This is a genomic window from Rheinheimera pacifica (assembly GCF_024809855.1).
GTDB lineage: Bacteria > Pseudomonadota > Gammaproteobacteria > Enterobacterales > Alteromonadaceae > Alishewanella > Alishewanella pacifica_A.
In genome coordinates this window covers 81569-104734 of sequence record NZ_JANUEM010000015.1, presented here as the reverse complement: position 1 = coordinate 104734, position 23166 = coordinate 81569, and the positions used below count along the sequence as shown (strand labels likewise).

19 protein-coding genes are annotated in these 23166 nt (G+C 48.9%); 12 read left to right on the top strand and 7 right to left on the bottom strand.

Going from position 1 to position 23166, the window contains the following annotated elements; genetic code table 11:
• Positions 1 to 131: 131 nt before the first annotated feature.
• Positions 132 to 473 (bottom strand): zinc ribbon domain-containing protein YjdM, encoded by a 342-nt coding sequence (locus tag M2404_RS16960; RefSeq protein WP_259240945.1) that lies wholly within the window; start codon positions 471 to 473, stop codon positions 132 to 134.
• A 186-nt stretch (positions 474 to 659) separates the two neighbouring features.
• Here M2404_RS16960 and M2404_RS16955 point away from each other — a divergent pair, with 186 nt between their 5' ends.
• The 3 genes from M2404_RS16955 to M2404_RS16945 all read left to right on the top strand — a co-directional run bounded on the left by M2404_RS16955 (position 660) and on the right by M2404_RS16945 (position 5600).
• A complete protein-coding gene (locus M2404_RS16955) occupies positions 660 to 1802 on the top strand; it encodes a pyridoxal-phosphate-dependent aminotransferase family protein (RefSeq protein WP_259240944.1) in 1143 nt (380 codons plus the stop codon).
• A gap of 131 nt (positions 1803 to 1933) precedes the next feature.
• Positions 1934 to 5212: a S41 family peptidase gene (locus M2404_RS16950; protein ID WP_259240943.1), complete on the top strand. Its 3279-nt coding sequence runs from the start codon at positions 1934 to 1936 to the stop codon at positions 5210 to 5212.
• Between the two features lie 139 nt (positions 5213 to 5351).
• Positions 5352 to 5600, top strand: a complete 249-nt coding sequence (locus M2404_RS16945; RefSeq protein ID WP_259240942.1) for a TIGR02647 family protein — start codon at positions 5352 to 5354, stop codon at positions 5598 to 5600.
• On the opposite strand, the gene M2404_RS16940 is transcribed toward M2404_RS16945, so the two are convergent.
• From M2404_RS16940 to M2404_RS16925, 4 genes are all read right to left on the bottom strand, one after another.
• The gene (locus M2404_RS16940) at positions 5565 to 7529 is read right to left on the bottom strand and encodes a transglutaminase TgpA family protein (RefSeq protein ID WP_259240941.1); all 1965 of its coding nucleotides are present in this window, start codon (positions 7527 to 7529) and stop codon (positions 5565 to 5567) included. The genes M2404_RS16945 and M2404_RS16940 overlap by 36 nt on opposite strands.
• Positions 7523 to 8503 (bottom strand): DUF58 domain-containing protein, encoded by a 981-nt coding sequence (locus tag M2404_RS16935; protein WP_259240940.1) that lies wholly within the window; start codon positions 8501 to 8503, stop codon positions 7523 to 7525. The genes M2404_RS16940 and M2404_RS16935 overlap by 7 nt, the downstream gene beginning before the upstream one ends.
• Positions 8491 to 9399, bottom strand: a complete 909-nt coding sequence (locus tag M2404_RS16930) for an AAA family ATPase (RefSeq protein WP_259240939.1) — start codon at positions 9397 to 9399, stop codon at positions 8491 to 8493. The genes M2404_RS16935 and M2404_RS16930 overlap by 13 nt, the downstream gene beginning before the upstream one ends.
• A gap of 122 nt (positions 9400 to 9521) precedes the next feature.
• Complete coding sequence (locus tag M2404_RS16925; RefSeq protein ID WP_259240938.1) at positions 9522 to 12011, bottom strand: S8 family serine peptidase; 2490 nt, start codon at positions 12009 to 12011, stop codon at positions 9522 to 9524.
• 287 nt (positions 12012 to 12298) lie between these two features.
• On the opposite strand from M2404_RS16925, the gene M2404_RS16920 reads away from it, so the two are divergent.
• The 5 genes from M2404_RS16920 to M2404_RS16900 all read left to right on the top strand — a co-directional run bounded on the left by M2404_RS16920 (position 12299) and on the right by M2404_RS16900 (position 15863).
• Positions 12299 to 12700 carry a curlin subunit CsgB gene (locus M2404_RS16920; RefSeq protein WP_259240937.1) on the top strand — a complete coding sequence of 134 codons (402 nt, stop codon included), beginning with the start codon at positions 12299 to 12301 and terminating at the stop codon, positions 12698 to 12700.
• Between the two features lie 82 nt (positions 12701 to 12782).
• Entirely contained in the window at positions 12783 to 14261 is a 1479-nt protein-coding gene (locus tag M2404_RS16915) for a hypothetical protein (protein ID WP_259240936.1), read from the top strand.
• A 49-nt stretch (positions 14262 to 14310) separates the two neighbouring features.
• Positions 14311 to 14691, top strand: coding sequence for a curli production assembly/transport protein CsgE (locus M2404_RS16910; protein ID WP_092793758.1), 381 nt, complete (start codon positions 14311 to 14313; stop codon positions 14689 to 14691).
• Positions 14692 to 14702: 11 nt separating this feature from the next.
• The gene (locus tag M2404_RS16905) at positions 14703 to 15086 is read left to right on the top strand and encodes a curli assembly protein CsgF (protein WP_259240935.1); all 384 of its coding nucleotides are present in this window, start codon (positions 14703 to 14705) and stop codon (positions 15084 to 15086) included.
• Positions 15087 to 15863 carry a CsgG/HfaB family protein gene (locus M2404_RS16900; RefSeq protein ID WP_215397687.1) on the top strand — a complete coding sequence of 259 codons (777 nt, stop codon included), beginning with the start codon at positions 15087 to 15089 and terminating at the stop codon, positions 15861 to 15863.
• Here M2404_RS16900 and M2404_RS16895 read toward each other — a convergent pair.
• The gene (locus M2404_RS16895) at positions 15836 to 16513 is read right to left on the bottom strand and encodes a helix-turn-helix transcriptional regulator (protein ID WP_259240934.1); all 678 of its coding nucleotides are present in this window, start codon (positions 16511 to 16513) and stop codon (positions 15836 to 15838) included. The genes M2404_RS16900 and M2404_RS16895 overlap by 28 nt on opposite strands.
• 135 nt (positions 16514 to 16648) lie before the next feature.
• Between M2404_RS16895 and M2404_RS16890 the strand changes: the two genes are divergently transcribed.
• The 3 genes from M2404_RS16890 to M2404_RS16880 all read left to right on the top strand — a co-directional run bounded on the left by M2404_RS16890 (position 16649) and on the right by M2404_RS16880 (position 19711).
• Positions 16649 to 17131, top strand: coding sequence for a low molecular weight protein-tyrosine-phosphatase (locus tag M2404_RS16890; RefSeq protein WP_259240933.1), 483 nt, complete (start codon positions 16649 to 16651; stop codon positions 17129 to 17131).
• Between the two features lie 140 nt (positions 17132 to 17271).
• A complete protein-coding gene (locus M2404_RS16885) occupies positions 17272 to 18621 on the top strand; it encodes a class II 3-deoxy-7-phosphoheptulonate synthase (RefSeq protein WP_259240932.1) in 1350 nt (449 codons plus the stop codon).
• A gap of 22 nt (positions 18622 to 18643) precedes the next feature.
• Positions 18644 to 19711, top strand: coding sequence for a 2-dehydropantoate 2-reductase (locus M2404_RS16880; RefSeq protein ID WP_259240931.1), 1068 nt, complete (start codon positions 18644 to 18646; stop codon positions 19709 to 19711).
• Here M2404_RS16880 and ppsR read toward each other — a convergent pair.
• The gene (gene ppsR / locus M2404_RS16875; protein WP_259240930.1) at positions 19708 to 20517 is read right to left on the bottom strand and encodes a posphoenolpyruvate synthetase regulatory kinase/phosphorylase PpsR; all 810 of its coding nucleotides are present in this window, start codon (positions 20515 to 20517) and stop codon (positions 19708 to 19710) included. The genes M2404_RS16880 and ppsR overlap by 4 nt on opposite strands.
• Positions 20518 to 20654: 137 nt before the next feature.
• Between ppsR and ppsA the strand changes: the two genes are divergently transcribed.
• Positions 20655 to 23033: a phosphoenolpyruvate synthase gene (ppsA, locus tag M2404_RS16870; RefSeq protein ID WP_259240929.1), complete on the top strand. Its 2379-nt coding sequence runs from the start codon at positions 20655 to 20657 to the stop codon at positions 23031 to 23033.
• The last annotated feature ends 133 nt before the right edge of the window (positions 23034 to 23166 follow it).

The following is a 23166-nucleotide window of genomic DNA, read 5'->3' as shown; positions in this document are numbered from 1 at the left end:
GTGTTGTGGCAAGGATGGTTTAAACTACAAACCATCCTTGAGGGTTATGACCTCGCTAAGTCTCTTGAAGCCGACTTGTGATCAAGAGACAGGCTTAAAGCCCCGTTTTGTTATGCTGGGCTTGCACTTTTTTAGTCTTGTACCTTACGTACAAATTCAGACTTTAAACTCATGGCGCCAAAGCCATCTATTTTGCAGTCAATATCGTGATCGCCATCCACTAAACGAATGTTTTTCACCTTAGTGCCAATTTTTACCACTGAGGATGAGCCTTTTACTTTTAAATCTTTAATCACGGTAACGGTGTCACCATCTTGCAGTACATTACCTGCGCTATCACGAATTTGTTTGCTGTCTGTGGTATCAACGGCATTGGCCGACCATTCATGGCCGCACTCAGGGCAGATTAGCAGAGTGCCGTCTTCATAGGTGTAAACAGACTGACATTTAGGGCAGGCGGGTAATGTACTCATAGCAGGGTTCCTGAAACGCAAAAACGCGCATTATACATCAGGGCGGCTCACTGGTGGCACTATTGATCCGTTGAGCTATTAATCCTCTGAGCTATTGATCTTTTGAATAGTGGCAATAGCCGAACCATGCTGGCTTTGGGCACTGGTTTTGCTATGGTAAGCAAAAAATAACTGTACGGAGTAACTATGCAACAGGCTATGTTAAAGGCACCGACAACAGAGGCTTTTTTACCACCACGGCGCATTTTAATGGGCCCCGGGCCTTCTGATGTACATCCGCAGGTTTTAGCTGCTCAGGCCAGGCCAACAATCGGCCATCTGGACCCACTGTTTATCGGGATGATGGATGAGTTAAAACAGCTGCTGCAGTATGCCTTTCAAACTCAAAACGAGATGACACTGGCGGTATCTGCGCCCGGCAGCGCCGGTATGGAAACCTGCTTTGTTAACTTACTGCAGCCCGGTGATACCGTAATTGTGTGCCGTAACGGCGTATTTGGTGAACGTATGCGCCAGAACGTTGAGCGCTGTGGCGCTACGGCCATTACCGTAGACAATGCCTGGGGCGAGCCGGTAGATCCAACGGCAGTTGAAGCGGCATTAAAAGCTAACCCACAAGCCCGGTATCTGGCCTTTGTGCATGCTGAAACCTCTACCGGCGCATTGTCGGACGCGAAAACCTTGTGTGCACTGGCGCAGCAATACGGCTGTTTATCTATTGTTGACGCGGTAACGTCATTAGGTGGTGTTGAACTGCGGGTAGATGATTGGGGCATTGATGCCATTTATTCTGGCAGTCAGAAGTGTTTATCCTGTGTGCCGGGTTTATCACCGGTATCATTTTCGCCCAAAGCAGTTGAGCGTATTAAAGCTCGTTCCAGGCCGGTACAAAGCTGGTTTTTAGACCAAAGCCTGGTAATGAGTTATTGGAGTGGCGGCGCCAAACGCAGTTATCACCACACGGCACCGGTTAATGCGTTATATGCGCTGCATGAATCGCTGCGTTTGCTGGCTGGCGAAGGGCTGGAGCAAAGCTGGCAGCGCCATGCTGATATGCACACGCTGCTAAAGCAAGGTTTAGTTAATCTGGGGCTGGAGTTTGTTGTAGCAGAGCCGTACCGCTTGCCGCAGCTTAACAGTGTGTATATTCCGCAAGGCGTGGACGATGCCGCTGTGCGCAAACAGTTGCTGGTGCAATACAACCTGGAAATAGGCGCTGGTCTGGGTGAGCTGGCAGGCAAAGCCTGGCGTATCGGTCTGATGGGCTATGCCGCCCGGCGCGAAAATATCGCACTGTGTATCAAAGCGTTAGAGGATGTTCTGCCGTAGTTTATTAGCTAATCATGCCTTGTGGTTATTTGGTCGTTTTTGTTTGGCGCGTTTTGCCGCTTCTGCTAAGTTGAAGCACGAAATAAACATAACTAAGCCACTCAATTAAGTTAAATAGGCACGAGGCCATAATGAAACTACGTTACACCTTACTAAGCCTGGCATTGCCGGGTTTATTGTCGTTGCCGGCATTGGCAGTACAGGGTTATTACCGTTCACCGGTACTACAGCAGGATCAACTGGTGTTTACCGCTGAAGGCGATTTATGGCAAGCCCGGCTCAACAATGAAAAAGCCCGGCGTATTACCAGCCATGCAGCAGAAGAAACCCAACCTCTGCTGTCGCCTGATGGCAGCCACTTAGCCTTTGTGGCCGATTATGACGGCGCTGCTGAAATTTATGTTATGCCTTTAGCCGGTGGTGTAGCCAAACGTATCAGCTATGAAAACAGCCGGGTGCGTATTCAGCAATGGTTAGCCGACGGCCGTATTTTATATGCTACCGACAGTGCTGCCGGGCCAGCCAACTACTGGCTGTTGAAAACGGTTGATCCGGTCAGTTTAGCCACTGATACCTTACCTCTGGCCGATGCATCCGGCGGCACAATTGATGAGCAAAACGGTACGGTGTTCTTTACCCGCTTTGGCCTGCAACTAACCGGTGACAATAGCAAGGTTTATCGCGGTGGAGCGATGGGCGAGCTGTGGCGCTGGACACTGGGCAGCAAAGAAGAAGCGGTGCAGCTTGGTAAAGATCATCATGGCAGTATCAGCCAGCCGTTGTTTTATCAGGGCCGGGTATATTTTGTCAGTGATGCTGATGGCAACAGCAATATCTGGTCTGTTGCCGCTAACGGTGGTGATATTAAACAGCATAGTTTTCATCAGGACTGGCGCATTGGCCGGATCAGTGTGTCAGACGGGCGTATAGCATATCAGTTGGGCGCTGATATCCAGCTGTTGCAACTGGCAGATGGCCAAAGCCGTGCGTTAGCGCTTGAGATACAGTCAGATTTAGTGCAACAGCGCGAACGAATTATCAGTAAACCGCTGCAGTATTTTAATTCGGCCATTTATCAGGCGCAGCACGATAACAGCGACAAAGTGGTGGTAACTGCCCGCAGCCAGATTGCAGTTGCTGTGCCGGGTAAACAGCGGTTGGTGCAGATCAGTACACCGCCGGGCAGTCGTTCCCGCGCTGCGGTGCTATCTAAAGACGGTAAATGGATATATGCCATTAACGATCACAGTGGCGAAAATGAAATTTGGCGTTTTGCAGCCGATGGCTCAGATAGCGCGCAGCAATTAACGAAAGATGGCAGCGGGCATCGCTGGCAGCTAATGTTATCGCCTGATGGTGACTATCTGGCACACGATGACAAAAACGGCGATTTGTGGCTGCTGCAGCTCAGTACTGGCCGCAATAGTAAAGTATACAGCGGCGGTATCGGCCTGGCGGGTTATGATGACATTAGCTGGGCGGCAGATAGCAAACTGCTGGCGTTTACGCTTAATTCGTCCAGACAAAGCCGCTCGCAGGTTGTGTTGTATAGCCTGGCAGAGCAAAAAAATGCGGTACTGACTTCGGATAAATACACGTCTTATGCACCGGCATTCAGCCCCGATGGCCTCTGGCTGTATTTTGTTTCAGACAGGCAGTTCACTGCCACTCCCGGCCACCCCTGGGGCGATCGTAATCTTGGGCCGATGTTTGACCGCCGTAGCCAGTTGTTTGCTGTTAGCCTGAAGCAACAAGCCTGCTTTGCATTCCGCCCGGTACAGGAGTTGGAAAACTGTGACGACAAGGCAGCTAAAGCCAGCCTGAGCGGTAAAAAAGCGGCGTTAGTGGATTGGGACGGCCTCAGCGCCCGCTTGTGGCAGGTGCCGCTGGCATCAGGTAACTACAGCCAGTTGGCGGTAACGGATAAAAGGCTGTATCTGCTGGACCGCAACAGTGGCCCTGATAGCAAACCGGCATTAAAGCAAGTTAAATTCAGCCAAACAGAAGCCAGGGCTGAAGTGTTTGCTAATGATATTGCTGACTATCAGTTAGCAGCCAACGGCAAAAAGCTGTTTATGCGTAAGCACAGTGCCAACGGTGCCGGTGCTATGTATGTGGTGGAGGCGGGTGATAAAGCGCCAGCTGATCTGGCCAAAGCCCGGCTTAATAGTGACAGTTGGCAACTGAGTATTAACCCGGCGCAGGAATGGCAGCAAATGTTTGCTGACGGCTGGCGTATGCACCGTGATTTTCTGTTTGATAAGGGCATGCGTGGCCTGGACTGGCAAGCCAGCAAAGCGAAGTATCAGCCATTATTAGCACGGGTTACTGACCGCTATGAACTGGATGATATTTTTGCCCAGATGATGGGTGAGCTTAATGCCTTACACTCACAGGTTCGTGGTGGTGAATATCGTGCTGATGAAACAGCAGCAAAAGCAGCCAGCCTGGGGGCAGAGTTTAGTACCGGTAGAGATGGCCTGGTTATCCGGCATATCTACCGCACTGACGGTGAGCTACCGGCACAGGCCGCGCCACTGGCTAAGCCGGGTGTTAATGCCAGAGCTGGTGATAAACTTATTGCTATTAACGGCCTGGCGGTAAAAGACTTACCGGCCCTTACCCAGGCACTGCGCAATCAGGCCGGTAAACAGGTACTTTTAACTCTGCAGCGCGGTAAGCAGCAGTGGCAAACGGTTGTAGAGCCGGTTAGCAGCGGCAGTGACAGCATGCTGCGGTATCAGGACTGGGTTACGGCTAACCAGCAGCAGGTTGCCGATGCAACCAATAATCAGTTAGGTTACTTACATTTATATGCGATGGGCGCCAATGATATTGCTAACTTTGCCCGCGAGTTTTATGCACATTATGATAAACCCGGCTTAATTATTGATGTAAGGCGTAACCGCGGTGGTAATATTGACAGTTGGATCATTGAAAAACTGCTGCGCCGTGCCTGGGCGTTCTGGCAGCCAACACAGGGCGATGCCTATACCAATATGCAGCAGGCATTTCGCGGCCATTTAGTGGTATTAGCTGATCAACTGACGTACTCAGACGGCGAAACCTTTTCTGCCGGGGTTAAAGCGTTGGGGCTTGGGCCATTAATTGGTAAGCGTACAGCAGGTGCTGGTGTCTGGTTATCCGGCCGTAACCGGTTGGCTGATAACGGCATGGCCCGGGTGGCGGAAACAGCTCAGTTTGCCATGGACGGACGCTGGATCATTGAAGGCTATGGTGTAACGCCGGATCAGGAAGTGGATAATTTACCTTATGCCCGCTTTAACGGCAAAGACGCGCAATTAGAGCAGGCTATTGCTTATTTACAGCAAAAATTACAAAGCCAGCCCGTTGCGCCGCTAAAAGCACAACCTATGGCAAAACCATTGGCAGCAGACATTCTGCCGTAACATCTTTAGCACCAGTTCACACTGATATAAGCCCGGTAAATATAACCGGGCTTTTTTTACTGCTGTATTTCACATCAGAGCTTTGCTTTTAGCTTAAGGGCAGCTATGGTGAGTAAAACAACAGAGCAGGAACACACCTATGCCAATATCACCACAACTTAATGCTGAAATTCGCGTGTTAACCTTGTTTAATCTGGACAGTGCAATGGAAGGGATTAAAGTGCATAAATCGGCCGATACAGATACGCTGGCCGCCATAAAGCGGCTGTATGAAAAAGGGTTGGTAACACAGGAAGACGGCGGTTATTTAACCGATTTAGGCATTCACTGTGCCGAGCACCTGCAAACGGCGTTACGTATTCTTAATGGCGCGGCGCAACCGGCCTAACTCTGCTTTGTGGCACTGAAGGTATTGTTTCAACTGCTTAAGTGCCACCACATCTTCTTTATATAATGCCAACTCGTATAGTGCAATTAACTGCTTAAGACATACATTGTGTGCCGGGTAGTGGCTGGCGTATTGCAGTAAAAATGCCGAAACAGATAGCGATGGCGGTTTTGATGCCAATACCTTGCCCAGATAACGATACAGCTGTTTGGTGGCCTCCGGCGTGTTGTCAGTGCTGCTTCGGGTTAAGCGGTAATACAACAGCACTACAATAATAATACTGAATAGGGCAGCCACGGCATAAGCGATAGCCGGTAAGTGGCGGTACAGGTTGCGCCACAGCTGCTGCTGGCTGTTTTCATTAAACCCCAGTACCCATACCGACCAGTAATAGTCGAGATGCATCAGCTGTTGCCGTACATTTTGCAGTAAAGCCAGCTGGCGCCAACCCGGATCCAGTAAAGCACGCTGATCTTCCGGTAAGGCAGAGTCCAGGCTATTCAGAATGCGCTCAGGCGCCACCGCTGCGGTTGGATCAAATGGCTGCCAGACACCGTTATCAAGATACTCTACCCAGGCATGGGCTTCGCGCTGTCGTACCGCCAGATAGCCTTGCTGCGGGTGCCAGTTACCGCCCTGATAGCCCCCAACCACCCGTGCTGCAATACCGGCATGGCGCAGAATAACGGCGCTGGCCGACGCATAATGGCTGCAAAAGCCGGTACGGCTGTCAAATAAAAAAGCATCAATACTGTTGCTACCAAGTGGCGGCGGGGTAAGGCTGTAATAAAACGCTTGCTGGCGAAAGTGTTCAGCCAGAGCCTGCACCAGAGCATGGTTTTGTGGGTACTGCTGCTTAAGTTGATAGGCAAATTGCCGTGTCTGCGGGTTACCCGGCGCGGTGCGCAGGTTCAACAGTTGCTCTTGCTCAGATACCAGCATAACAGGTATAAGGCTGCCGCTTACCTGATAACTTAACCGCTGGCTTACCGGTTTACTGCTGCTTAACAGCCCGCCCGGGCTGATAAAAACATTACTGCTGCTGGTAACGGGGGTAGCCAAAGCAAATAAGCCGGTTTGTTGGCTGGCCTCGGCAATAATGCGGTAACTCAGGCTGCTATCTTTACTAGCGGCAGCATCGTTTGCCGCACGCTGGCGGTTGGCATTTTGCCGCAGTGTAGTTACCTGCCAACGTCTGCCATCAAAATCTTCGTATAGCCTGGCGCGCCAGTACAGTTGCTGTCGCGGTGGCAGGGCACCGTCAAACTCTACCCGAAATGCCAGGCTGTCATCCTGCACCAGTTGTTCTATGCTGCCCGGATCCAGCGTATCGCTAAGGCCTGTGCTGGCAATGTTAGCGTTGGGGATCTGCCAGAACGGTGGCAGGCGGGGAAACAGCAAAAACATTACCAGCCACAGTGGCAGAATAATCAGTAAGCTGCGGCCGGTCTGAGGCCAGTTCACCTGGTGGACAGAGGGCGAAAACAGCCGGTAGTGGCTGTACAGGTTAGCGGCAAACACCAGAAAAATAAGCAGGGCTATCAACATGTCCTGGTGCAGAATAAAGCAGCAGGCAATCAGGAAGTAATGCACCCACACCAGTTGGCGGGCTTCGTATAAATGCCGTAAAGCCAGCAGGCGTGCAGTAGCAGCCAATAGCAAAATTTGCAGCATAAAGTGCAGCACACCGGCTTGGCGAAGCTGTAAAAAGAAGGTTATAGCGATAATACCTGCCAGCAGATTTACCAGTTTAAGGCTAACCGGCGCTTTGGCCTGAAATACACTGAGCAACCGGTACAGCAGTAACAAAGCAAATATGGCAATAACCCAGCCGGCAAAAGCCTGTTGCAATAGCAATAACAACGAAAACTGAATGACCGCCCAGCAAAGCAGTAACTTTTTTTGTTGCAGCATCTGTTGGGTCAGCACAGTGCCAGCTCCTGCAGGCAGCGCTGTAAATGCTGCGGGCCCTTTGCCTGGGGCAGTGTCAGTGCTGGCAGTTTAAGCCCGTAACTGCTGCCGGATTGTTCCAGTTGTAATAATTGCTGGCAGGCATAACGTAAGGCACGCTCTAAAGCGTCGCCTGACAACGCTGGCACGACCACCCAGCTTGGTTCTGCCTGAGCCAAAAAGTGTTGTTGCCTGACAACCGGGTTCGCCGGGTCACGGGCCAGGCGTTTCCACACCATATGCCGCACACTATCGCCGGCGCGATAAGGTGCCAGTGTTTCTCCGGCATCGGTTTTAGCCTGTTGGCTGGCCGCATCTGATGAGAAGTTAACCGCAGGTTTATCGGTATCAGGGCTGGGGTAAACCCAATGGTATTGCACCAGTGCAACATAGCTCCAGGCACGCCATAAACCAAACGGATACTGGCTGGTGATCTTGATGCGTGGCAGGGCATATTTACCACGCTTTGCACCGCAGAGGTCTAGTGAGGCTGTGGTAGCGGGCTGGCTTAGCAGTACGGTTTCATTCTGTTCTGTGTCTTTGTGCCGGGTGTTATAGGGCTGCACAAAATGCATACTCAGCATAAAGTGCTGTTTATCACGGCTAAGATTTACCGCCACGGCGGTTTTTGTACCGGCAAAGCCTTCTGCGGCATGGCGGCACTGCAGGGTTAAGCCGCTCATATTCTGGTAAACCAGCACAATGCTGACCAAAAACATACTCAGCAGCAAATAGCACAGCAATAAGATCAGGTTATTCTGATAGTTAGTGCCCAACAAATATAACAGCGCAATTAATAACACAAACCACCAACCATAGCGGGTGGGCAGAATAAAAATCAGTTTTTGTACCAGCGTAACTTTGTCTGCGGCCGGTTGGCGCTTATCCAGATACCGGCTGATCAACCGCCAGTACCGCTGATATAGCCGTTGTTTTAACGTCAGATTGGGCATGGTGTTTGTAAGAGCAACAATTGGCTTAAACGGCTCTCCTGTGCGTCCGACGATGGCGCCAGGCGGTGCTCAGCAACATAAGGAAACACCTGTTGTACATCTGCAGCGGTAACATAATCACGCTGGTTAATTAAGGCGAACGCTTTGGCGGCACGCAAAATAGCTTTTGATGCGCGCGGTGATAATGGCAACATATCGCTGCGGTGGCGGCTGCTGTTAACCAGTGCCAGCAAATAATCTATCAGTGCATCTGATGCTGCTACTTTGGGTACTTGTTGCTGTAAGGCGCGCAGCTGTTCGGTATTCAGTTGCTCGGTTAACAGCTCCAGCCGGGAAGTACTACTGTCGCGTTGCAGTAGCTGATGTTCTGTCTGATGATCAGGAAAACCCAGCGACAGGCGAAACATAAAACGGTCCAGCTGTGACTCTGGCAGTGCGGAAGTACCGGCATGAAATAACGGGTTTTGTGTGGCAATTACAAAAAACGGTGTGGGCAGGGCGCGGGTTTCACCATCGACAGACACCTGTTTTTCTTCCATCGCTTCGAGCAGTGCGCTTTGTGTTTTCGGGCTGGCACGGTTTATCTCGTCTGCCAGCAATACCTGGCTGAATACCGGACCAGCCTGAAAACGAAATTGTTGTGACCGGGTATCGTAAATGTTCATGCCGACCAAATCACCGGGCAGCAAATCGCTGGTAAACTGTACCCGGCGATAACTAAGACCTAAGCTATTTGCCAGCGCGTGTGCCAGAGTGGTTTTTCCCATACCGGGTAAATCTTCCAGCAGTAAATGGCCCTCTGCCAGCAGGCAGCATAACGCCAGCCGGATCTGGCTGCTTTTTCCCAGAATCACCTGATTAAGGCTTTGCTCTACATTATGTAACTGAGTTAACACTATGGCTCCTTACTGCTGTGAGCGGAAATAACATTTACCGTTGGCTCATACTACCTCTGCGATGCAGAACTGCAAACTAAAAAGGCGGCCGAAGCCGCCTGCAGATATGTTTAACGCTACTATCAGAAGTTAACGGTTAAATCGGCTGAACAAGCGTCTGTACCCGCCAGACAAATCTTGTACGTTACCGTTGCCGCTTGTGAATTAAAACGATCACGGTAGCTGCCGCTGTTATCAATGGTTTCTACCAGTTGACCATCGCGGAACAGATCTAACTCACCGGATGCACCTGTCCAGCGCAGATCAACAATGGTTGAGCCGGTGCGGGTGCGTACAGAGCGTTGCAGGCTAAGTGCAATAGTGCTGTCGGTTACGGTTACTGTTTTCTCGGCTGTGTTGCTCAGGCCGGTGCTGTCAGTGGTAGTCAGGCTAACACTGTAGCTGCCACTGCTGGCATAGGTATGGCTTGGGCTGGCTGTATCGGCCTGATTGCCGTCACCAAAATCCCAGCTCCAGCTGCTGATATCGTTATCAGCATCGGTAGACAGATCAGTAAAGTTAACCGTTAAGCCGGACGCAACAAAACTGAAATCGGCTACCGGTGCCACTGGGCCGGGTGGGGTATCATCGTCAGACAATGCTGTCAGCGTCAGTGTCCAGCTATTGAGAGTGCCGGTATCCAGGCCTGCGTTATCAGACACAACCAGTGTCCAGTTGCCCTGCATGCTTTCGTCGTTAAAGCTGGTTACTTGCCAGTTTTGTATCAAATCGTCAGCACTGCCACCGGTACGGTTATGCAGCATATGCTCTGTGCCTTCCGGCGAGCGCAGTTTAACGATCAGATCGCCGCGCCAGGTATGGGTAATATTTACGCCAACATCAGTACCAAACACCACGCCGGTTTGTGGCACATTAATCACACTTTCTATACCGGCAGCATTGTTGTCTGGAATAGCCACGGCAGTGTTGTTGCTAAAAGAATAATCCTGTAAGCCTTGCGGCAATATGCTCAGGCTGGCATTGACCGATTTCACCAGCTCACCGGTCGCGCTGTCAACGCCGGTAACAGTAAACTGATAACTACCCCAGTCAGTTTCTGCTGACGTTGCAATATTCAGCGTTACCGTATCACCCGGTTGTGCTGTACTGGCAGACAAGCTGACGCCGTCCAAAGCGGGTTGCACATCAACACTTAGCGCAACTTCACCTGTCCAGTCGGCAATATTACCAATATCCAGCGTATACTGTGCGGCATCACCAGCGGTAATCTCTTGAGCGCGTGGGCTGATAGCCAGTTTAAATGATGGGGTAGGATCGGCTTCAACCATGGCACTGGACAGATTCAGCCGTTTGCCTGATACCGTTTTACCATCTAATGCAGGCAGGCTGTCGCCTGAATCCATCAGAATGGCCTTCATTTCAAGCGCTGTAATATCAGGATTAACTGACCACAACAGCGCTGCAGCGCCAGCGACATGAGGTGATGCCATAGAAGTACCTGAATAGCTGGCATAGCCACCACCGGGCACGGTCGATAAGATGGCTGAACCCGGCGCGCCGAGATCTACCGAAGTTGCACCATAGTTAGAGGCACCATTGACAAAAATAGACAGATTGTCATTTCTGTCAGTTGAGGCAACAGACACGATAACATCAAGATCATAAGCTGCCGGATACATTGGTGTGCTGTCTGCATCTGCGCCATTATTGCCTGCTGCGGCAATAAACAGTATACCGGCATCACCACCGGACTGAATCGCAGCCCTTAAGGTTTCAGAAAACGCACCGCCGCCCCAGGAGTTGTTGGTTGCCTTAATATCAACGCCGTGGTTGAGTTTTAAATCGGTAAAATAGTTAATACATTCGATAGCGCCGGCTGTACTACCACCTAACGGGCCTAAAAACTGACAAGGCAATAAGGTTACACTCCAGTTTACGCCGGTAATACCAATGCCATTATTACCTGATGCACCTATAGTACCGGCTACGTGTGTACCGTGGCTGTCGCTGTCCATCGGGTCTTGTTCAGCATTTAACGTTGAATAACCATAAGTACTGCCTGGCAGATTGCCCGGATTTACCCAGCGGTTGTCGATAAGGTCCGGGTGGGTGTAGTCCATGCCGCTATCAATTACGCCAATGATAATGTCATGGCTGCCGGTTGAGATATCCCAGGCATCAACCGCTTTAATATCAACTCCTGCGGTACCACCGTTTTGTCCGGTGTTTTGCAGGCCCCATAAATCACCAAAGCTGGGGTCATTTGGCACGGCTAAAGCATGTAACGGATAATCTGGCTCGGCCACTTCAACTGCCGGGTTTGATGCCAGTTTCTTGATCAGATGATCACGCTGGACTCCATTGGGTACCTGAACTTTAACAATACGACCATCTGCAACATAGCGCATTTTCATATCGCGGCCCTGTGCATCCAACTGACGCAGGCTGGCGCCATGCTGCTGGATCACAGTTTCCCGTTCTTGTTTGGATACGCCATGTTTAAACATCACCAACACAGCATCTTCTGCTGAATTTGTTACGGTGTCAGCCAGTGTATTCGCTGATAACAAGGCTGTTGCTACAGCCAATGCGATCATTTTCTTATTAGTCATAACTGTCCCCAGATTAATTAATTGTGAAAAATATGCTTATTTTTAGCACCAGATAGGAATAGCACGCAATGCAACAACTATTAAACAATTTATACAAAAATAAGCCAAATTAACTAGGCTAATCGGTGGGGTAGTTGTAAATGATAATCAGCATATCTTTGTTTATTAAGGGTTATATTATTTTAACTGATGTTATTAATTGTTTTCAAAATAGCTCTTTATTCCTATTGCACCTTTTTCGTGGTGCTTTAGCCTAACTTTCGTCGTAACGATTTGAGGTAGGTATTTTGCATAGTATTAACAAAAAGCTGGCATTAGTGAGTTTGTTGCTGTTAAGCGGCTCAGTGCATGCAGATATTTCGTTGCAAATGACATCTCTGCTGGAACGACATGCACTGGCAAGCGGTGTAGACATCACGCAATTGGGCGATCTGAATGTGGCGGATGTTACTCAGTCTGGTCAGGCTCATTACGCTGTGCTGTTGCAACAAGGTGTGCTAAATCAAATTTTGTTGCAACAAACTGGCTATGGGCATCAGGCTGAGCTGCTGCAGACAGGTAACAACAATATTGCCAACATTATTCAAACCGGTGAAAGCAATCTGATCCGGGTCGAGCAGTGGGGCAACAGACAATTGTCCATTGAGCAAAGCGGCGTTGGTGAGCGAATCTCTATTGTTCAGTACTGAGAGTTCTCATTCGGTTATAGGGTAACCGGCAACAAGATATAAATAATAAACTAATAAACAACAAAGAGTTAGGGAGAATCAGATGAAAGGTCTAATTTCACGTAAGCATATACTCGGCCTTACAGTTGCGCTGGCGATGTCAGCACCTGCACTGGCTGTCAGCAATGAAGTTATTATTAACCAGACATCAGCAGCAGCGGCTGAAGGTAACCTGGCTGAAGTGACACAAAGCGGCGAAATCAACCTTGCTGTTATTGATCAAAACGGCAGCATCAATACCGCCAGCGCTATGCAGGATGGCGTTTGGCTGGAGGCTTATCATTTTGTCAGCGGCAACGACAACCAAACCCGTACTGAACAACTGACTGACTGGCATATTGCCTATATTGATATTATCGGCGATGACAACACCGCCAGCATGACGCAAGACGGTTTTTACAATGTTGCTGAAGCGGTGATTACCGGTAATATCAATGATGTGGCCGTACTGCAATTTGGTGATTTGAACGAGACCTTTATCAACATTACCGGCAATGGAAATTTGGTTGAAACTACGCAGGAAGGTTTTGGTAACTGGGCCAATGCTGGCTTCAGTGGTAACGATAACAGCCTGTTCAGTGTGCAGGTTGGCGATAACAACGAAGCCGGTATGTTTAATCTGACCGGCAACCGCAATACCTTTGAGGTAGAGCAAACCGGTAATGCTAACGTTGGTGGTATTGTGGGCGTAAGTGGTGACAACAACAGCACCTTTGTGCAACAACAAGGCGATGGCAACGTTTTTATCCTGTCTAATCTGATTGGCGATGACAACCTTGTTGATGTGTATCAGCATGGTAATGCCAACCAATTCCTGCTGGACCCGCTGCAGGGCGAGCAAAATCTGGTGTTAATTGATCAACGTGGCGATGGCAACCTTATTGAGGCACCGCTTGGCCTGGTTGGTAACGACAACCAGATTGATATCTGGCAAAACGGTAATCTGAATGCCACCTTATTTGCCACTGACGGCGATGGCCATAACGTTGAAGTTATCCAGCGCGGTGACGGTAATATCGCAGAGCTGGTACTGGCAGGCAGTGATAACAGCGCCATGGTATACAGCCGTGGCGATGATAATATTGCCGCTGCAGGCTTATATGGTGCCGGCAACAGTGCCGATATTCAGCAAATAGGTGATACAAACTTCGCAGTGGTTGATGTGCTTGGCGACAATAATGATTTTTATATTGACCAGTCAGGCTCTGCCAATGAACTGCTGATAACCAGCGATGTAGCAGTTAATGGTAACAGCGTAAACGTAGAGCAAAACGGCGATATTAACCTGGTTGATGTGTTAATTGCCGGCAATACTAATACGCTGGATATCCTGCAGTCGGGCAATGGTAACTGGGTTGCCGGTGACAATGGCTATTTTGCATTAAGTGGTAATAACGGCCTGGTGGCCATTACTCAGAACGGCAGTGATAACCTGGTCTTGGGTAGCCAGGCAGGTCAGGGCAATGTGATGAGTGTTACGCAAAACGGCGATTTCAATACCGCCATTGTAGTACAAAACTAATGTATTGGCTCAGGCAGCCTGCCTGTCTGAGCCTGCTGTATTATCTGCTATGAAATTACTTTTTATTTTGTTGCTGGCCTGCGGTATGAGTTTGCCGCTGGCCGCTGCCGATATTGAGCTGGAAGGACTGGTGCTGGATCGCACCATTTCGCGTTTTGGCAAAGATTTCACCTACTACTATGCTGGTTACTGGCGCGATATGCCAGGCACCGATGGTATCACTGTTGTGGTATACGAACAGGTTTACCCGCAAGCGGGCACTTTTTTGTGGGTAGAAATGAATCAGAGCCGGGTATATCAGACTTATTTCGGCCGACGCTATAACGATGTCAAACAAATGGCTGAACAAGCTATTCTTCTAAGTATTAACGAGTTAGCCAATATACAAACTGCGCGTATGCTGGGTGACCCACAGAGCGATGAGCTGTGAAAGGATTAAAAATGAAGTGGATATTTCTGCCGTTATTCATGCTAAGTGCCGGTATTCAGGCAACTGAACTGGTATATACACCCATAAACCCCAGTTTTGGCGGTAATGCATTAAATGGAAATTTTTTACTGCAAAAAGCCCAAAGCCAAAATGCTCATAAAGCAAGTAATCCGGGCCAGTCTTTTGTTGATAAGTTTCGCGATGCCTTAGAGCGTAATATTATTAACTCGTTAACGCGCCGTATAGCCGACGGCGAGCTGGTTGAAGGGGTATATAACACCGGCGAGTTTATGGTGGAGGTAGTTACTGACACCGATGGCAGTGTAATTGTAAATATCACCAACCTTAATAGCGGTGAAGTAACCATTATTACTATTCCGGTAATTGGAGGATAAATGAAAGCAGTATTCTTCCTTACCGCAGTGTTGCTGAGCGGCTGTTCGTTATTGCCCAAACCGGCAATTAATATCTCTGCTGCCAGTATTGACGTACCCAGTACGCTGATGCAGGAATTGCAGCAAGGCAACAAACCCAGATTGGCTATTCCGGTGTCAGTGTATACGTTTCGTGATCAAACCGGGCAATACAAGCCACAGGCCAATGTTTCCAGTTTTTCTACTGCTGTTACTCAGGGCGCTACCTCTATATTAACTCAAACCTTACTGGACAGTGGCTGGTTTGCACCACTTGAGCGTGAGGGGCTGCAAAACTTGCTAACGGAACGTAAAATTCATGGCTCGAACAAAAAAGCGGCTGAACTGCCGCCGTTAAAAGAAGCGCGCTTACTGTTTGAAGGCGGTATTATTAGTTATGAAACCAACCTGACAACCGGTGGTATCGGTGCGGAATATTTCGGGGTTGGCGCATCTGAGTTATATCGGGAAGATCAGGTTACCATTTATCTGCGTGCTGTGGATGTGCATACCGGGCAGGTATTGTTGTCTGTGGCCAGCAATAAAAAGGTATTCTCGCAGGAGTTGCGCGCCGGACTGTTCCGTTATGTATCGTTAAATCGTTTACTGGAAGCTGAAGGCGGCTACTCAACCAACGAGCCGGTACAGTACTGTGTGAAGCAGGCTATTGAAACCGCCGTTGCTGAACTGATAAGTCAGGGCCAGCAACGTGGTTTTTGGCGGGCTGATACTCAGGCTGGCCTTACCAGCGAGGGCTGATCATTCCTGCCGGGCTGCTGCAGCCAGCGCAGCAGCTCTACCCGGTTTCTGGCCTGTGTTTTACGGAATATTGATGACATATGGGCTTTTACAGTATGCGCACTGATATTAAGGTTATCGGCAATTTCTTTATTACGCGAGCCTTCAGCCACCAGTTGAATAATGCGTTTTTCTTGCCTGGTTAACAGATTGCTGTCTGTGACAAGGCGTTGCCCGGCAGTAGAGTTCAGCCTTTGTTGTAGCAGTTCATCCAGCAATTCAGACATTACCGGGCGGGCATAATACAACTGGCCGTCCATCATTGTTTTCAAGGCTGTCAGCACTCGATCTAACTGCTCGTCGCGGAATATTGCACCGCGGATGCCGTTTACCAACGCCTGGGTTGGATTAAGCAGAGCACGTTCTGCCTGAAAAAAGAATAGCGGGGATTTTTGCTGTAAACATTGCAGTTCTACCGACATGCCTTTTTTATTTAAGTCTATACTGTGGTATGGACAGGCCAGTAACGTACCTGCTTTAAGTTGGGGCATTTGTAATATGTCTGAACGACTCTGTTGTTGTACTTTAATGCCGACAGACTGTGCCAGCAGTGAAATATTGTGTACAGTTTCTTGTTCCGTCAGCACGATAAGTTTGACAAACTTATCCATTTACTTCTCTCCGAAAAACAATCAAATTTTCCTGTCAGGAAACGCCATACTGAACCTGAGTTTAGCAATATGCAACCATTTAACGTTCAGCTTAAAGCATGCTAGCATAGTGAAATTGAGATACAGGGAGTTGTTATGCCAAGGAAAATCTTGTTTGTTTGTCTGGGAAATATCTGTCGTTCGCCCACGGCTCATGCGGTTATGCGCTATAAAGCAGCCCAGTATGCACTGCCGGTTGAAATAGAATCGGCAGGTACCAGTGCATCGCATCGTGGCGAATCTCCAGATCCGCGTAGCGTGCGTGAAGGGCAGGCGAAAGGTTATAAATTTAACGGTATTACATCCAGGCCGGTAAAAGAGCAGGACTTTACCTACTACGATCTGATCCTGGCGATGGATAATGATAATTTGCAGGAGTTAAACCGCCGCTGCCCGCCAGAGCATCAACACAAGCTACAGCTATTTTTACAATACCATCCTGAGTTTCCAACTGTAAGCGAAGTACCAGATCCCTATTACGGCGGTAGCCGGGGCTTTGCTCTGGTATTGCAGCTGATTGAGCAGGGCTGTGATGGCCTGCTGGAATATTTGTCAGATCCGTATTTTAAGCAAGCCTGATTGCGCAAAACTGCAGCATTCTTTTGCCAGCAGATAAAATTGTCATAAATTATGCCATGCTCAGCATTGAATTTACGTCCAGAAGTCTATAACTTGCATGGCAATTCATCAAACTCATCATCAAATATAGGAAAATCATCGTGACCACCTGGACGCCTCAAAGCTGGCGCAATCTGCCGATCCAACAGCAACCGAGCTATAAGGATCAGGATTTGCTACACCGTGTTGAACAGCAATTACATAAATATCCGCCGCTGGTGTTTGCCCAGGAAACGCGGGATCTGTTTAGCCAGTTGGGCCAGGTTGCTGAAGGTCAGGGGTTTTTACTGCAGGGGGGCGATTGCGCCGAAAGTTTTAACGATTTCAATGCACCTAAAATTCGTGACACCTTTAAAGTATTACTGCAAATGGCAGTAGTGTTAACCTTTGCCGGTGGTTTGCCGGTGGTAAAAGTGGCCCGCATGGCCGGGCAATATGCCAAGCCGCGCTCAAGTGATCTGGAAACCATTAACGGCGTATCGCTGCCAAGCTACCGTGGTGATATTGTTAACAGCTTTGAGTTTACCGAAGATGCCAGATTGCCAGACCCAAACCGGTTAACTACGGCTTATCATCATTCAGCTGCTACGCTGAACCTGTTGCGTGCGTTTGCTCAGGGTGGTTTGGCTGACTTACATCAGGTCAGTAAGTGGAATATGGGCTTTGTTGAGTCTAATCCGCTGAAAGACAGATACCAGGATGTGGCGCAACGTATTCAGGAAGCACTGCGTTTTATGGAGATTTGCGGTATTACCGGACAGAATTCCCCCTCTATCCGTGAAACCCAGTTGTATACGTCGCATGAAGCTTTACTGCTAAATTACGAAGAAGCCCTGACACGGCGTGATTCGTTAACCGGTGACTGGTACGACTGCTCAGCCCACATGGTATGGATAGGTGAGCGTACCCGCCAGCTGGATCATGCACATATTGAGTTTTTCCGTGGCATTCATAACCCGGTTGGCGTAAAAGTGGGGCCGGGTATGCAGCCAGACGACTTAATTCGCCTGATTGATGCATTAAACCCTGGCAACGTCGCCGGCCGTTTAACGCTCATTACCCGTATGGGGGCAGACAAACTGGCAGACAAGTTGCCGGCTTTGGTGCGTAAAGTGCAGCAGGAGGGCCGTAAAGTCGTGTGGAGCTCTGATCCGATGCACGGCAATACGGTAAAAGCGAGCAACGACTACAAAACACGTGATTTTGAAGCCATTTTACGTGAAATTCGTAATTTCTTTGCGGTGCACAAAGCTGAAGGCAGCCACGCCGGTGGTATTCACCTGGAAATGACCGGTGAACATGTAACTGAATGCACGGGCGGCGCTTATGGTTTAAGTGAGCACGATTTGGGTAAACGCTACTTTACGCAATGCGATCCGCGGTTAAATGCTGATCAGGTACTGGAATTAGCCTTCCTGATTGCCGATACTCTACGCACTGCGCGTAAATAATCACGCGCTCAAAGGAGCGTAAGTGTTATCAGGACAACAGGCTCAGGATGACGCTGGCCAGTATTCTACTGCTGGCCAGCGTTACTGCATTGGTATAGTAGGAGCGGGTAGTGTGGGCTGCTATCTTGGCGCTTACTTATGCCAGGACAGTGCACTGGACGTTAAGTTTTTTGGCCGTGAAACGATGGCACTGGAACTGGCGGCCAATGGCTTAAGTGCTACCTCGTTTGATCATCAGGCATATTTTGCCCAGCCTGTAGCGTTTTACAGCTCGCTGAACAGCTTAATTGAATGTGATGTAGTACTGCTAACAGTAAAAGCCCCAGCTCTTGTGCCAATGCTAGCCCAGTTAAAACGTTTTTTACGGCCTGAAGTGCCTGTGGTTGCTATGCAAAACGGTATCGGCATTGGTGAAATGCTAAACCAGGATTTGGCTAACCCGGTGCTACGCGCCATCATACCGTTTAACGTGGTAAAAAAACGCGCAGGGCAGTTTCATCGGGCTACGGCTGGCAATATTATTTGCCAACAAAATCAGCATGCTGCGGTAAACTACGTCATCAGAGTGTTCAATCATTTACAGTTACCGGTGCAACTGACCACTGATATTACGGCGGCAGAATATGGCAAGCTATTACTTAACTTAAACAACGCACTAAATGCTATCAGCAATTTACCGTTGAAACAGCAGTTACTGGATGCCGACAGCCGTATGTTACTGGCGCTGGCCATGCAGGAATGCCTGGCAATATGTAGTAAAGCAAAAATCCGCCCGGTGCCGTACACCGGGTTGCCAAACGCCATGTTGCCGTGGTTACTGCGTTTACCTACTATGCTGTTCCGTCATATTGCCAGTAAAATGTTGCCGATGGATGAGCAGGCCCGTTCATCGATGTGGGATGACATTCAGGCTAAAAAGCGCACTGAAATTATGTTTTTAAATGGTGCAGTGGTACGGATGGGGCAACTTTATCAGTTACCCACCCCGGTTAACACCTTACTGGTTGAGCAAATAAAGCGGCTGGAAAGCGGCGAGGGTGAACCGCTTTCTATTCGTCAAATACTACTACTGGTGAAACTGCAAAGTTAATACTTGTGCCGTTTAAGCCCGGTTTTGGCGATAATTTTCGCTGAAATTTCCTCAATTGACAGATGGGTCGAGTTTAAAAACGGAATTTGCTCGCGCTGATATAAATTTTCTACTTCTGCCAGCTCCAGTTGGCATTGCCGCAGTGACGCATAGCGGCTATTAGCCCGGCGCTGCTCACGAATTTGGCTTAAACGCTCGGCGGTGATGGTTAAACCAAACAGTTTACTCTTGTTACGTTTTAACACCTCAGGCAAACCCAGCTGCTGCATATCTTCCTCTACAAACGGATAATTTGCCGCTTTAATACCGTATTGCAGTGCCAGATACAGGCTGGTTGGCGTTTTTCCGGAGCGACTCACTCCCACCAGAATAATGTCGGCCTGATCAAAGTTTTTCAGGTTGGAGCCGTCATCATTAGCCAGAGCAAAATTAACCGCATCTATACGAAAATCATAACTTTGTTCATGGATGCTGTGAGTACGATGGGTTTTGGGTACAGGCGCCACACCCAGCTCGCGCTGAATAGGCTCGACAAAAGTATTGAGAAAGTCATAGCAAACGCCATTACTGCTATTAATAATCTGCCGTAACTGGTCATCAACAAAGGTTTGAAAGATTAATGGCCGTTGCCCCGTTGTTTTATAACGATCGTTAATACGCTGCTTTACCTGCTCGGCCATATCGGCAGTTTCAACAAAAGGGATGGTAACATGCTCAAATTGTGCAGGAAAAAGAGTAAGTAAGGCATGGCCAAACACCTCTGCAGTAATGGCGGTTCCATCTGATATATAAAAGGCTGTACGCACCGGAAACTCCGTTTTGTTGTTATAAAATTACATTGAAATTAAGGTTTTAATTAACCCTGACGCCAGTGTAAAATTGCCAGGCCCTGTAATGCTGGATGTAAGCTTACACGCCATACGACAAAAATTGGAGACGAACTGTGCAAGAATTTGTGATTTGGTATGAAAACCTGGGAATGCACGATGTAAACCGGGTGGGGGGCAAAAATGCCTCACTGGGTGAAATGATCAGTAATCTGGCTAATGCCGGCGTACAGGTACCTGGCGGTTTTGCTACAACAGCCTATGCCTTTAACCAATTTCTTGAACAAAGCGGCGTTAACGAGCGCATTTACCAACTGCTCGACGGTCTGGACGTTGACGATGTAACAGCACTGGCCAAAGCTGGTGCACAAATACGCCAGTGGGTTATTGAAACACCGTTTCAGCCAGAGTTAGAACTGGCCATTCGCGACGCTTACCAGCAACTACATCCAGACACAGCGCAGGATGTATCTTTTGCCGTACGTTCATCAGCAACCGCCGAAGATATGCCGGATGCGTCTTTTGCCGGTCAGCAGGAAACCTTCTTAAACGTGCGCGGTTATGACGCTGTGATTGTAGCTATTAAACATGTGTTTGCCTCGTTGTTTAACGATCGCGCGATTTCTTACCGTGTGCATCAGGGATATGACCACCGTGGTGTGGCATTGTCCGCGGGCGTACAGAAAATGGTGCGCTCTGATTTAGCCTCTTCCGGCGTTATGTTTAGTATTGACACTGAATCTGGCTTTGAAGATGTGGTGTTTATTACGTCTTCTTACGGTTTGGGTGAAATGGTGGTGCAGGGTGCCGTTAACCCGGATGAATTCTATGTACACAAACCCACACTGGCCGCTGGCCGCCCGGCAGTGGTAAAACGCAGCTTAGGCAGCAAAAAAGTTGAGATGATCTATTCCGGCGAACAAGGCCATGGCAAGCAGGTTAAGGTCGTTGATATTGAAGCAAAACGTAGCCAACAATTTTCACTAACCGACGCCGAAGTAGAAGAGCTGGCCAGGCAAGCCGTTATTATTGCTAAGCACTATGGCCGCGCAATGGATATCGAATGGGCGAAAGATGGTAACGATGGCAAGCTTTATATAGTGCAGGCGCGGCCGGAAACGGTAAAAAGCCGTGAAGACAGCAACAGTATGGAACGCTTTCAACTGTTGGCAAAAGCGCCGGTGTTGGTAGAAGGCCGGGCCATTGGCCAGCGTATTGGGGCCGGTACTGCTAAGGTGCTTAAAGGCATTGAACAGATGGACCAAATTCAGCCGGGTGATGTGCTGGTAACCGACATGACTGACCCGGACTGGGAACCGATTATGAAGCGGGCGTCGGCTATAGTTACCAATCGGGGCGGCCGTACCTGCCATGCGGCCATTATTGCCCGTGAGCTGGGTATTCCTGCGGTAGTTGGCTGTGGCGATGCTACAACTAAAATTAAAACCGGTCAGCAGGTTACGGTGTCTTGCGCTGAAGGTGATACCGGTTTTATCTATGACGGTAAACTGGACTATAAAGTTGTCAGCAGCCGTGTTGATCAAATGCCGAAGCTGGATTTAAAAATAATGATGAACGTTGGCAACCCGGAGCGGGCGTTCTCGTTTGCCAAATTGCCGCATGCAGGTATTGGCCTGGCGCGGCTGGAGTTTATTATTAACCGTATGATTGGCGTGCACCCTAAAGCACTGCTGAATTTTGATGCGCAGACTCCGGAGCTTAAAGCCACCATCAGTGACATGATTGCCGGCTACGCCAACCCGGTCGAGTTTTATATTGCCAAGCTAACCGAAGGTATTGCCACTTTAGCTTGTGCTTTTGCGCCGCAAAAAGTTATCGTGCGAATGTCGGATTTTAAATCAAATGAGTACGCTAACTTAGTTGGCGGACGCCAGTACGAGCCGCATGAAGAAAACCCGATGATCGGCTTTCGTGGTGCTTCGCGTTATATCTCAGAAGATTTTCGCGACTGCTTTGCCTTAGAAGTAGAGGCATTAAAACGGGTGCGTAATGTAATGGGTTTTACCAATGTTGAGGTAATGATCCCATTTGTACGTACGCTGGGCGAAGCAAGTAGTGTTATTGATTTATTGGCAGAGCACGGTTTAAAGCGGGGTGATAATGGCCTGCGCGTAATAATGATGTGTGAACTGCCCTCTAATGCACTGCTGGCGGAGGAGTTTTTAGAATACTTTGATGGTTTCTCCATTGGTTCAAACGACTTAACCCAGTTAACGCTGGGGCTTGACAGAGATAGCGGCCTGATAGCCCACCTGTTTGATGAGCGTAACCCGGCGATCTACAAATTGCTGGAGATGGCCATTAAAACCTGCAAAGCCAAAGGTAAGTACATTGGTATTTGTGGCCAGGGGCCGTCAGATCATGAAGACTTTGCTGCCTGGTTAATGCAACAGGGTATTGATAGCGTATCGCTGAACCCGGATACTGTGCTGGAAACCTGGCTGTATCTGGCGGAAAAATACGGTAAACAGTAAAGTGTTATTGCTGTGATATTGCAAACTAAGCCCCTTTAGCCGGGGCTTTTTTGTATCTGCTATATAGTGTTACATGTCTTGATGGAAAAGCTGATTGTGATTTTTTTCACTTCAGCACATAGTAAACATCTGC